Annotated in this window: 11 protein-coding genes, 1 tRNA gene and 2 pseudogenes; 3 read left to right on the top strand and 11 right to left on the bottom strand. The window is 55.8% G+C overall.

The window, feature by feature from the left end; translation table 11 throughout:
* From C443_RS11340 to C443_RS11355, 4 genes and pseudogenes are all read right to left on the bottom strand, one after another.
* Positions 1–471: pseudogene (locus C443_RS11340) on the bottom strand (hypothetical protein); the annotation flags it as partial.
* 111 nt (positions 472–582) lie between these two features.
* Positions 583–915, bottom strand: a pseudogene (locus tag C443_RS11345) (hypothetical protein).
* 61 nt (positions 916–976) lie between these two features.
* On the bottom strand, positions 977–1,156 hold the full coding sequence (locus tag C443_RS11350; protein WP_005536462.1) for a hypothetical protein: 180 nt from the start codon (positions 1,154–1,156) through the stop codon (positions 977–979).
* 111 nt (positions 1,157–1,267) lie between these two features.
* Positions 1,268–1,576 carry a hypothetical protein gene (locus tag C443_RS11355; RefSeq protein WP_005536464.1) on the bottom strand — a complete coding sequence of 103 codons (309 nt, stop codon included), beginning with the start codon at positions 1,574–1,576 and terminating at the stop codon, positions 1,268–1,270.
* 79 nt (positions 1,577–1,655) lie between these two features.
* On the opposite strand from C443_RS11355, the gene C443_RS11360 reads away from it, so the two are divergent.
* Positions 1,656–2,069, top strand: coding sequence for a hypothetical protein (locus C443_RS11360; RefSeq protein ID WP_049944026.1), 414 nt, complete (start codon positions 1,656–1,658; stop codon positions 2,067–2,069).
* 146 nt (positions 2,070–2,215) lie between these two features.
* On the opposite strand, the gene C443_RS11365 is transcribed toward C443_RS11360, so the two are convergent.
* The 5 genes from C443_RS11365 to C443_RS11385 form a co-directional block, all read right to left on the bottom strand.
* Positions 2,216–3,358 (bottom strand): signal peptidase I, encoded by a 1,143-nt coding sequence (locus C443_RS11365; protein WP_005536468.1) that lies wholly within the window; start codon positions 3,356–3,358, stop codon positions 2,216–2,218.
* A gap of 238 nt (positions 3,359–3,596) precedes the next feature.
* A complete protein-coding gene (locus C443_RS11370) occupies positions 3,597–4,829 on the bottom strand; it encodes a DUF5305 domain-containing protein (protein WP_005536470.1) in 1,233 nt (410 codons plus the stop codon).
* Between the two features lie 153 nt (positions 4,830–4,982).
* Positions 4,983–6,269 carry a LamG domain-containing protein gene (locus tag C443_RS11375; protein WP_005536471.1) on the bottom strand — a complete coding sequence of 429 codons (1,287 nt, stop codon included), beginning with the start codon at positions 6,267–6,269 and terminating at the stop codon, positions 4,983–4,985.
* Positions 6,266–6,835, bottom strand: coding sequence for a DUF7344 domain-containing protein (locus C443_RS11380; RefSeq protein WP_005536472.1), 570 nt, complete (start codon positions 6,833–6,835; stop codon positions 6,266–6,268). The genes C443_RS11375 and C443_RS11380 overlap by 4 nt, the downstream gene beginning before the upstream one ends.
* 411 nt (positions 6,836–7,246) lie before the next feature.
* Complete coding sequence (locus C443_RS11385) at positions 7,247–7,912, bottom strand: hypothetical protein (protein WP_005536473.1); 666 nt, start codon at positions 7,910–7,912, stop codon at positions 7,247–7,249.
* Between the two features lie 493 nt (positions 7,913–8,405).
* On the opposite strand from C443_RS11385, the gene C443_RS22140 reads away from it, so the two are divergent.
* Both C443_RS22140 and C443_RS11395 read left to right on the top strand, forming a co-directional pair.
* Positions 8,406–8,666, top strand: coding sequence for a hypothetical protein (locus C443_RS22140; RefSeq protein ID WP_005536474.1), 261 nt, complete (start codon positions 8,406–8,408; stop codon positions 8,664–8,666).
* Between the two features lie 65 nt (positions 8,667–8,731).
* On the top strand, positions 8,732–9,991 hold the full coding sequence (locus C443_RS11395; RefSeq protein WP_005536475.1) for a hypothetical protein: 1,260 nt from the start codon (positions 8,732–8,734) through the stop codon (positions 9,989–9,991).
* A 1,039-nt stretch (positions 9,992–11,030) separates the two neighbouring features.
* Here C443_RS11395 and C443_RS11400 read toward each other — a convergent pair.
* Positions 11,031–11,106, bottom strand: a tRNA-Cys gene (locus C443_RS11400).
* Positions 11,107–11,152: 46 nt separating this feature from the next.
* Entirely contained in the window at positions 11,153–11,410 is a 258-nt protein-coding gene (locus tag C443_RS11405; RefSeq protein WP_005536476.1) for a DUF5789 family protein, read from the bottom strand.
* Between the last annotated feature and the right edge of the window lie 181 nt (positions 11,411–11,591).

The raw sequence follows: 11,591 nt of genomic DNA on the forward strand, positions 1-11,591 counted from the left end.
CAGCCCGCTCAGAGATGTGTATAAGAGACAGGTCCCGTTCTGGGTCGCCAGCGTGTTCTTGACCGAAGAGTCCTCGGCGAGGAGCCCACTGACGTTGAGTTCTTCTTCGAGGGTCACCGTACTCTCGTTGCTGTCGGTGTGCACGCGGTAGGTGTCGTTCTGATAGGTCGTCGTAGCGTTGTGCTCTAACGTCGCAGTGTACTGTGACGACTCGTTCGTCCACGAGAGGTCAGCAGCCATACTGCCACCGCCACCGCCGCCGTGGCCGCCACCGCCGCCGCTGGACATGTGGATGTTCGTGGCTGTGTATTCCGTTCCGTCGACAGTGAACGTACTCTCGTTTGTCAGTTCGGCGTCAGCGTCGAGCGACACCGCCGGCCGCTGACTCTCCGCGACGCCGATGTAGGCGTACGCAGCAACACTGATAACGAGGAAGAACGCGAAGTACGCCGCCGCGGCTCGTCGTTGCATATCAGGAGGGTCAGTCGCCGCGCCGTTTAATGATTACTTTTCGAGTGTATCGGTACGCGGGTGGCACGGCCGTTTCGCCCCGGCAACGACGGTGCAGATGCCTCAGACTGGTCAGGCTGTCTCAGATTCGCCAGCGAGAACATCGTAGCTGTCGAGCGTCCCTGCCATCGGCGGAGCATCCGGATCGTCTTTTTGCTGTGTGCCGTAGTCCATCCACACGCCGCTCGTGTAACTGTACATCTCGAATGCGGCATCGGTCTCGACGACGATGTCGATGACTGCGTCCTCGGGGGCGTCGTCGAGAACAACAGCCGATCGAACGTCGTTGTCGTGGTGCATCACCCAGACCGCGACAGCGCCGTCGATGTCATCCAGCAGGGCACTGGCTTCAGCCGGCGAGAACGGGCGGTGTGGTCAGTCGTCGACGGGTTCTGGTTCGTCCATGCCAAGTAGGACGGGGCGGACTGGTATCGGTGTTCCCCCAATTCACAGCCTCGCCTGACCGTCAGTCGGCGAAGTAACTGGTGAAAAAGCCGGAGAGGAACGACGAAATGGCAACGGCCAGAGCCATATCAGTCAGGCTCCACGGTGCATCTTCGTCGTCGGCCAGCCAGACAGTGATACCGACGCTGACGACTAGTGAGACGATCCCGTTGAGGAGGTGCTTGTTCTTGAGCAGACTCATACGCCTGTCCGTTGGTGCGGGGTTCGTATAGAGATTACCCACAGGCGATGTGTCGCTGACTGAAACGGAGCCACTGGGTTCGCTTGACGGGTGGTTCCAGCGCTGGGACAGCTAGCCGTCACAGCAGACCGTGTACCGAACGTCGGCGTTGACAAGCGATTGAACCTGCGAAACAACGCTGTCGATCGTCTCGAACTGCCCGAACTTGCTCACGACCGACCCATCCGCGCGTAACACGACCGTCCACCGGTAGCCGTCCGGACCATCGGCCCGTTCAAACGCGATTTCGCGGTCAGGCAGTCGAGCGACGACTTGGCCGTCAGTGGTGACCGTCCACGACACGGTATTGCTAAGCACGCTTTCCAGTGCCGTTTCGAGTCGCCGGCGGAGTCTGGCCATCGGTTCGTCCCGTACGTCCATACAGAAACATCGGGGCGCAGACGCATAAGCCGTTGTGACACGACACAACGTTCAAACGGTCCAAACCCCTACAGTGGATGTGACTCAGTCGCTTCTCGTCTACGACGGCAGTACCGACCTGTTCCGGCGCGCTGCCGAGACGATCACCCGCTGTGCCACGGATATCACACCTGTCCCCTGGGAATCCGACGCGATTCAGGCGTTTCTCCGGGCGCAGTTCGACGACCCACCGTTCGCGTTCATTCTGATCGAAGGTGAGTCCGTCCACGTCGGCGAAGCGGCCGTGAAGGAAGCGCTGGAAGGGCTCGATGTCGCGGCCCCCGTCGCTCGGTTGGCCGAGCAGGTGTATCCCACCGCCGCTGCGCCGTTCGGGCGTCTCGTCCACGGCCAGGTTCCGGCCGACATCCACGGGACATTTCCGCTGAACGAGGTGGCGAAAGCACACATCGAACCGCTCCGGCAGGTCCATAGGATACCTGTCGAAAGAGAGTAATCGAGGCAGTCAGTGGTATTGTCGACCGGAATTGGCCTGTTGCGCGGTCTATTTTCCCGGAGGAACGACAGCCACCACGACTACCGTTTGCGACGTGTTTGACGATGCGCCGTCAAGTACGCTGCGTTGAACACTCCCATTCCCGGTCACAACAGTTTACGCTTTAATCGCAAATACAGCGGGATATCCCGGTCAGTGTCGCGGACACGTCGTTTGCTTGTCCCAAGCAACCCAATAATGAATGCTAGCACAGCAACAGTGAGCGCCGCATTAATCACACCTAATGCTACCAATGGGTGGATGTCATGCATTGCGATAATGACCGAGGGGGGCAGCAACACGATATAACGGTACTCGGAGACGGTCACGACCTTCTGTTCGCCTCGTGGCGGTGCAGGCACATACAGCGCTGTTGAGTCCGTTTCGCCACCCGGCACATCGAGCCACCGGTTCTCGATAGTCGTCCGACCAGACGCGTTAAACACGACGAGCATAGTCACCAATGCGTCTTCGTTGTTAGCTACAAGCGTGGCTTCAACCGGTTCACCGGGGGCGATGTTGTTCCCAGCCGCGATTTCACCCGCCGGGATCTGGTGGGTCGAACTCGGAGCGACCATTGCTATGTTGGCTGGCACAATAATGATTGCAGTCAGAAAGAGCGCGGCGTAGCGCGGGTCAAAGGTATCCTGCCCACGCGAACGGGCCCGTTCACGTGAGGACCTATTCACGATCCCGCTGCCGATGCTTATCGCAAACAGAATCACGCCGGAGACCAGCATCACTGATCCTGCCTGCCAGGACTCGGCTGCCTGCTCAACCCCAAGGACCGTCGTGACCGCAGTTAGAATGTTCGTGACGACGACGCGGCCGGCGAGGATGGCCGTGCCGAAATTCGAGATTGTCACCACCTGTCCACCAGGTTGCCAGGCGACCGCAACGATCTGGTTTTCAGTCACGGGCGGTTCGGCCCCGTCCTGGTCTGTGAACGGATTCGCATCCCCACGGGTGATGTATCCCCGGTCAGTCTCGGCGACAACTCGGTGTGTCGTCAGCTCCCCACCACGAATCTCCTGTGACTGGAATACGATGACATCACCCTGCTCAATGTCGCCCGCAACCTGCTCTGGAATCGCAACGAATCCGTCGCCTTCCTGAATCGTTGGCGACATGCTTCCGGACACGACGAAGCTCAAAAGCACTGGCTGCCCGACGAGTGCACCCACGATGAGTGCCAGAACCAACACAAACCCGCCGATTGTCAGTCCTTTTGTCACATACGTTCGGAGCATGCCAATGTGTCGCTACGCGATGTAGACCAGCAGAATATAAATCGGTGTTGCTGAGTCGAAGGGGACGACGCGATCCCCCTGTCATCATGGGCTACCACGTTCCGGACCACCGTTTATTACAGCCACAAGCAGTGTCTCCGCTATCAATATCTAACTCTGTCCTGGCCACAGAGGGACATACGTAGCACAGACTATGCCCGGGCGACCAGCAATTGTAGAAAGTGACCGATCAACGGCGTCACTCGTCGTTTGAATCAGACATCTCGTTTTCATCAGGGTGTGTCGCATCAGCACCCTCGCTCGAGTCGTTGAAAAGCAGGCTTGAAAGCGACGCCGTCGCTCCTTCTCTGTCTTCCACAGCGGACTCAGTACTGCGTGTCGCTGGTGACGCAAGCGGGTCGACAGCCGGTGGCGCTGTGTACGTGTAGATTTCACTGTCGACGAGGACTGCATACTGCTCACCATCTTCGAGGACGCGCCTGTCACTATCGATAGCAATATCAACGAGGTCTACCAGCGAGTCTGTCGGGACAGGTGTCCGGTCGTCGGTATCCGGGATGCGTGCCGTCGAGATCCACTCGTCAAAGTCGGTACGTGCACGCTCGAACTCGTCGCGCGTTCGCTCACAGTCAGTGACTTCAAGCCAGCCACGCCAGTGTGCTGTCCCGAGGAAAGCCATACAGAGCAGTCCGAGCACACAGATCACAGGCCCCCCGTACAGTTCCAGCCGTGTCGGCTCAATAGTCCGGGTCACCTGCTCGGTCGCGTCGTAGGAACTCGTACCCGCTGTGGTAGTGCTGACGCGGTAGACACTCCGCCCGGGCACAATCTCGATGCGGTCAGTGCGAGTGTCGGTGAACGTCTCTCCGTCGACTGACGACTCAACAGTTGTATCGGCGACGAGGAGAACCTCGGTTTGTCCGGGGGCAGCCCCGAGATCGTTCTGTATCGCTTCGGTACGGTTGAGGATTGTCGGGATGTCCACGCTGACTGTGGTTGTTTCCGCCTCACCGTCCGCTACCTCAACGGCATCGAGCGTGTCGAGCGAGTCGCGTGTCTGCCAGTGGACCACCTGATTCCCGTTTCGTTCCTCGACCGCGCGGATGACTAGCGACAGGTTCGTCGAGGTGACTGCCGCGTTCCCGTCGGTGTTGTCGTGTGAGACCGTGTACGTGCCATCGAGTTCGGGCGATGCCGTCGTAAAATACAGCGACCGGTTGCTGAGTTGCTCACCCGAAGTGAAAACCTCGGTATCACGCGTCACTGTTGCCCCGTGTTCGAACTCGCTTTCCACCGTCCACGTGCCGACGGTCTGCTGTTCAGTAACTGTTTCCGCGCCGTCGATATGGCTGTCGTAGGTGACGTAGCCGCCAGCAAGCGTTAGCGCAAGTGCAACGAGTAATATCAGTACAAGCCAGCGATTGAGGGCGGAGCGAACAGACGCTGAAAGTACGTTATCTATTTTTACCATTTATATCCGGTAACCTGCGGTACGGCGTGGTCACCAGCCCCGTCAGGACTGATGCACTATCGTTTTCTGCTTTGTTTGAGTCGCTGTTGGCCATATTGTTTTGTTGCATGCCTACACATAGTGTTATATTTTGGATGCATACGCTCATGCGACTTAGCCGCCTATGCTGCCGCCATCGCCGCCTTTGCTTGTCTCGTAGAGATTTTTTACCTGCTCGCTGGTCAGTGCAGTGTCATAGGCTTTTGCCTCATCCATGAGACCATTGAACGGATACCTGAGACGGTCATTACCATCAATCCCATTGCCTATCCGGAGTGGTTCATTGGACCCATACGGGTCTGGCAGATTGCCACTGTATCCGTTGCCTTCGTGATCTCCATTTACATATACCCTATCTTCAGATTCCTTAGACGACGTATGAGTCCAGACAGCATGGTTCCACTTGCCTTTATCTACTGTTGCACCTGTCTTTATTTTGGTCGTCTTTCCATTTCTCTGCCCGGTTTCTATTCCGATTTCAAATTTATTATCAAATTTATCGTCAGTTTCGCCGAGGAAGAACTGGTATCCCTTCTCAGCGTCAGAGTCTCGATTGTTTCTAGGGGAATCCCATTTACTGAACAGTCGCGCGTACGAATTCGGAATCGAAGTCGGTTTGATCCAGACGGAAAGTGAAAAGTCGTCGGTGAAATCTAACTTAGAGGTGTCAGATGTCGTAATAACGTCATCATCGCCGGAACGGAATCTGTCGCCACGGAAATCGAGCACGGTGCCACGATTACCACCGTCTGCCGGGTCTGGCTCATAGCCGTACCTGAAAGGGCCAATCCGCCCTACGTATTTACGACTGGCGTCGTTGCCGCTCCAGATATCTGAGACAGTCCGTCCGCTTATTTGTTCAAAATCCCAGTACGAAACCCGTGGATCTTCGTATGTAACTGTCGCTTTTCGGCTTAGCGTTATTGTTTGGTTTTCGTTTTTAGTTCCAGCAGTAAAATCGAGTAGAAGGTCATATTCGCGGTCGGAACCAATAGACACATCGGGGAGAAGGTCAAGTGTTGCCTCAATCATCCCTTGTTCTTCCGGTCCAACGCTATCAGGCGCATCAAAGTAATTAGTAGGGTCTATTCCTTCACCTTTGAACAGATCAGCCACTTCAGTGGTATCATCACTGTCGACCGTGGCCGCATTCAGGTTTACTCCAATTTCTTCGTCTAGGTTGTTCTGGAAAGTTATCAACGACACCCTCTGACCGGGGCCACCCCCGTCGCCCAGGGTTTTAATTCCAAGCCGCGGATGATCCAGGCTGTCAGGAGTCGTATTAATATTCACCTGACGGTCAGCGGTCACGTCTGTGAACCCACCAGTCCCCCACGTCAGGAGGCCGGCACCACTACCGATCAGCGCAAGTGCACTCCGGCGAGTCCACTTCTTGCTCATGTTTCAACATCCGGGGGCGTCTCGCCCGCTCCCAGACGGAGTTGCTGGCTCTGCCAGACGTGATACAGTCCGGAGCAGAGAAACAGCATGACGACGAGACCAGCCCACGCGAGGTCGGGAATACTGGCTGGGAACACATCCAGCCCAGCAGCGCCAACGACAGCTCCCGACAGAACTGACAACCCGAGGTAGTACTGTCCCCACGGGATGGAGTCTTCCGGCACGACATCCATGTACACGTCAAGATCCGCTGCCTGTTCGGTCAGCGAGACTGTCCCATTGTCGTATTCGATCACGCCCGCACGGTCCATCGCGGGCAGATGCGTCTGTTGCATTGACGTGTACACGCGATGGCGCTCGCTGGACGTGATCTCACTCTGTGGTTTCTCGTTTTCCCACGCCGCCACCTGTTCAGCAATATCCGAAAGTTCTGTGTCACCGTCTGATTGCTTCGCTACGTGTAATGCGTATCGGCGGCGGTGATTACTGAGTAAGTCAAACACCTCGTCCCGTGTAATCGCGTTACCAGTCCCTGTCTGGTTGCGCTGCTTCCCACCCACTGCCATTGTCGACATATTAGTTTATAATATGTAAAAGCGTTCTGGAATGTCAGTGGTAACAAAATTGTATGTATATTAGGCCGTTAGCAGACCGGGCATGGTGTTGACAGCTTCAGAGACGATGGTGCAGATATTTATATATAGAATTTGTGATAATACAGCAGATGAGTCTGTGATCTTATGAGCGTTGAATACTGTCGGGTGCCAAGATGTGAGTAGGCGACGCGGTGTACTAGCTACAGTAAGTAATTAAGATAGAGGCAATGTTACAGTTCATCAGTGGCAAGACGCTCCGGAGCTGGTACCTGCGCTGTCTGCAATTACCCGATATCTACATCATAGCAGTCATTGACAGGTAGAAGTGAGCTAAATAGCTTCCTGAGTTGTCAAAGCCAGTCTGCGATTCACGTCTGAGTTTTATTGTTCTGTAATGCTGATGTCGAGGTCTTCGTTATTAGCCGAGGTTTCTGTCGTGATTTCGGCACCGGAAGAACTACTCGAGGAGACTGAGATAACTGCTCCATCGGTAACCGATTTTCCGTCGACCTGCGTAAGCACATTGCCGCCATTGTCCCCCCCGAACGTAACGTCAAACGTACTGTTACTGTCAGCGTTTGGCACGAATTTAAATAGATCAGTGTACCCGAGAGTAGAGTTCGGCGGGAGGCCGTTATTTTCGCCAAAGACGATTGTCACGTCATTAGCAACGAGGCTCACGTACTCGTGGCTCACATTGTCATACGTTCCATCTGTGCCCGGGTTTGCTCCGTCTGAAGCCCCCGGGTTAGCGGGGAACAGGTCTGTTGCAGTAGCGGAGTTACCGTCAGGGCCTTTGACTGAGACGTCACTTGACGACGTATCGACAAGCACATCGACAGCGTTGCTTGTGATTGTGTCTGCGATATCGTCTTCGGTAGTTTGGTCTACACCGTCTACGAGCCCGTCCGTGCCACTATCTGCACCGAAAACGTTCACTTCGACTGAACGCGTCGCGGTAACGCTCGTGAATGCGCCCGTACCGAAGAGCGCCCCACCACTGATTGCCAATCCGCCGAGTCCCGTAAGTACGTTTCTGCGATTCATATGTTAGTCAGCACGTTATGGTCGTGCCGTACCAGCCACAACAGTTTCCGGGGACTTACTATTGTACTGCTTGAGCGGGGTTATAGCCGTGCTTGAGCCGTTAATGGACAGCATTAACCCCGCTCAGGCACGTCAATAGTAACTGGTGGGCTAGCGTTCTGTAGTACAACAGATGAGGCTAAATCGACGAAGTGTCCTGCTCGGACTCGGGACAATCAGTGCGACTGTCGGCGGCGCGTTTGGCTCCGGTGCATTCTCCTCAGTTGAAGCGACACGGACAGTTACGCTTAGTACTAGTGACGATGCAAGCGCGCTTGTGAGTTTTAAACAAAATCCAGACAAGAGCTATGCTACTGATCTAATCACTACCGACGGCTCCAACAGTAACGGGACGATTGAGATTCAGCAGAGTGATCTACATAAACGGGCCACAACGCGATTTAGGGACGTCCTTCGCATAACAAACAACGCAGACAAAGAACTCAGTGTTTCGGTGAACGATGATGGGGGGAGCAGTTCGATCACGCCAGACCCGAACGACCTCATCGGAGACGTGCTTGATATCCGGTACAACGGAGACACAATCGTCGATGGCTCCAGCGACGGTGATAATGCTGTTTCCCTGAGCGCAGGCAACTCCAAGGACTTCACAGTTGTCGTTGACCTTCGAAACGGCAACAAAGGAGAGGATATCAGTTCGATCAATGCAATCGTCTTCGCGGCACGAACAGCAGGAGCAAGCGGTACCAGCTGATGTCTGTTGTTGAACAGTAGGCGGACGGGCTCACGGCAGCGTTATGCAGTCTCATACGCCACGATATGAAATGGTACTTCGCCCTTGGACTCGTGTTCGTCGTCTGCGGGACAGTCATGTCCACGGCCGCGGTCCCGCTCTCAGAACCCGTTGATGAACTCGCTCCGGCGGAAGACACCGGAGTTGCGCTGGCTCCAGCTGACACGCCCAACGGCGACCGCTACGCATCGTTTGACAGCAGTGGCGAGCTTGTTATTTCTGTTGACGTTTTTTCGGGCACCGAGACCGTATTCGACGACGTGTTTGTCGTTAGTTTTGCGGGAGTCAACGGTACCGACGAAGCGGCGACGATCCAGATCGAGCACGAGAGTGAGTGGTTGGACATCTACCGGAACACAGACACAGGTACACGCCAGTCGGTCGATGAAGTGAGTAACACGCTTACGCTTGCCCCGGGCGAGCAAGCAACGCTCGGGTTCACCGTGGCGACAGACGCCGACAGCCCGTCGTCCCTCTCCGAGACAGTGACGTACACCATGGAAGTTCCGGATGCCGAGTCAGGCACTGATACGGGCGGCAACAACGGTGATGACACTGACACAGGTAGCGGCGGCAATGACACTAACACGGGCGATGGAGACGGCACAGATGCGGGTAGTGGTGGTAGCGACGACGCCGGTACAGGTGGTGGCGGTGGCGATACTAATACGAGCGATGGCGGCACCGGCGAGGAGAGTACGGATAGTCCTGGGACTGTGACGCCAACTGGTGAACCGACTGAAGCACCCGCTGGGGAAAGCAGCAGTGGTACTGGCATCGGAATATCGACTGGCGAGCCAACCGGCACATCTATCGATAGCCAGGAAGAGATTGAAACCGTGAGTGGCGGCGGGGCCGTGCCGCCGACACCCGAAAGCCAACAGCCAGCTGAGCCGAGTGGATTTGCGCTCGACTTTGACCCGGCATTCGGTATTGGCTGGGGACCATGGACGCTCATCGCTGGCCTGCTCGCTGTAGTGACGAATTACCTCGTGCAGACGCGATATCACGATGTGCTCCCGGTCCTCCAAACACAACCGGGTGACCGCCGTCGCCGGTTCCGTCGCGTCGCTGTCCGCGAAGCGGTGATCGGTCTTGTCGGAATCGTGCTTACAGTTCTTGCCGTGTCAGCGGTTTCGAGCGCTGGCTTCGGCCCGGTCGCGCAGTTGGGTACGGCGATAGCGTTCTCCGCTGCAGTCGGGGCGGGTACTGGGTACCGGCTGGTCCCGGAACTTGCTGCGATACCCGAAGCGCATGCTACCGAAGATGACACCGGAGAGCACTAAAGCACTCGATCAATCCGGTGTCCCATACTGTTGGCTGTAGCTTCGTAGTGATCCTCGATACACTGAACTGGGAATGTGGATCACAGCCGCTAGTACATTTCTACAGTCCTATATTTCGCTGGAGAATTATACTGAAGCAGCCAGTCGCTGGCGTACACGGTCAAGCAAGAACTGCTTTCAGTCTTAATCGTAGGTTCACCGGCGTCGATTGCGATATCGATAACCCAGAGGGAAGCCACCAATGTCGACCCGACCAACCACAGCGAGGGTGCCAGACGAATCAGTAGCAGCTCATAGTTGTTGGCCGCTGTCCGTCGTGTTCCCTATTTCAGCAACTCCATAGAGGTGGAAATACAGGAGCGCAGGAAAGAGTGGATAATAGGTCAGCAGCGGTATGTGTAGCTCTGCACCACCCCTGTGCCCACTTGCATTAACGTACGAACGTGTCCAGTCTCACTTGAGTCTCCAGTTCGTACTTCTTCAGACTCCAACAGTCCTGCTGGGAACCGCTGGTCTGGTGTTAGCTACGGTGCTCAGCACAGCATTGTATGGTCTCTCAGTATACGAACAGACTGACAATACGCGAACAAAGATCCGGGCTGCAATGCGGGCGACCGGGTACACTGACCTGCTATTATTCGCTGTTTTGCTACTTTCCTCGTTCCTGTCATCGCTTCCCCGCTAATCCACAAGTCGACAGCGGCGTGCTAAATCTCTATGAGCATTTTCTCGGCTACGCACTGGGGTTCATGACGTCCTATATTACTGAAACGCAACTGCACTACGGAGGCTAAACTGGCTAGCACCTACGAAGGCTCGGGGCGAGTCTGTAGCCGCGTTGGTTCGTCCGGTTCTACTATCTTGGTAATCTACCCCATCAACGGACCTCATAAGTGGCGTTCCCGAACGGTGTTCCGTTGATTAGGCCCGTGCTCTGTGCCCGACTGGTTTCGGGCACTCCTGTGGCGTTATCTCCACATGGAAAAGAGTGTGAATTCAGGTTACTGACCTGGAGACATCGGCGTATGAGAGATCAAGAAGCCAAGGGCCGGATTTGAACCGGCGATGGGCGGCTCTGCAGGCCGCTGCGTTAGGCCAGACTCTGCCACCTTGGCGCGAATAGTGGTAGTCAACTCGGTCGTTTAAGCGTAGCGAATTCGATCAGCCCTCGCCCTCTGACTGGCCCGGTTCGCCGACCCCTTCGACCGGGATAGTATTGTAAATTGACGATTGCGCCTCATCGGGAGAATCGAACTGCTCGTCATCGATCCGATCCAGTACCGCAGCTAACGGTTCAGTACCATCTGCGTACATGAGCCGTACATCGTCGAACTCCTGCTGAGCAGTCGCGACCGACAGCGGATACGTCGCCGTTTCAAGAGGCGCCGTGAGTTCGTTCAGTTTGACTCCGCGGGTCATACAGTACCCACTTGGGACGATCACGTAGTTACGCACTGCTTATAAATACAGAAAGCCCACTCGGGAGAGATGATTCTCCTGAGTGGGCTATGATAGGTATGAATGGTGGCGGCGAACCGCGTTTCCCAGAGGCTCGCGCACTCCAGTACTCCCCGGAACGCTGGTGGGCTTATCTTCCGTG

Origin of the sequence: Haloarcula argentinensis DSM 12282 (assembly GCA_000336895.1) — an archaeon.
In the GTDB taxonomy this organism is placed as follows: domain Archaea; phylum Halobacteriota; class Halobacteria; order Halobacteriales; family Haloarculaceae; genus Haloarcula; species Haloarcula argentinensis.

Excerpts from the sequence above, each read along its gene's own strand:
- C443_RS11350 (WP_005536462.1), bottom strand. The coding sequence starts at position 1,156 with ATGAGTCTGCTCAAGAACAAGCACCTCCTCAACGGGATCGTCTCACTA.
- C443_RS11355 (WP_005536464.1), bottom strand. The coding sequence starts at position 1,576 with ATGGACGTACGGGACGAACCGATGGCCAGACTCCGCCGGCGACTCGAA.
- C443_RS11365 (WP_005536468.1), bottom strand. The coding sequence starts at position 3,358 with ATGCTCCGAACGTATGTGACAAAAGGACTGACAATCGGCGGGTTTGTG.
- C443_RS11370 (WP_005536470.1), bottom strand. The coding sequence starts at position 4,829 with ATGGTAAAAATAGATAACGTACTTTCAGCGTCTGTTCGCTCCGCCCTC.
- C443_RS11375 (WP_005536471.1), bottom strand. The coding sequence starts at position 6,269 with ATGAGCAAGAAGTGGACTCGCCGGAGTGCACTTGCGCTGATCGGTAGT.
- C443_RS11380 (WP_005536472.1), bottom strand. The coding sequence starts at position 6,835 with ATGGCAGTGGGTGGGAAGCAGCGCAACCAGACAGGGACTGGTAACGCG.
- C443_RS11385 (WP_005536473.1), bottom strand. The coding sequence starts at position 7,912 with ATGAATCGCAGAAACGTACTTACGGGACTCGGCGGATTGGCAATCAGT.
- C443_RS11395 (WP_005536475.1), top strand. The coding sequence starts at position 8,732 with ATGAAATGGTACTTCGCCCTTGGACTCGTGTTCGTCGTCTGCGGGACA.
- C443_RS11405 (WP_005536476.1), bottom strand. The coding sequence starts at position 11,410 with ATGACCCGCGGAGTCAAACTGAACGAACTCACGGCGCCTCTTGAAACG.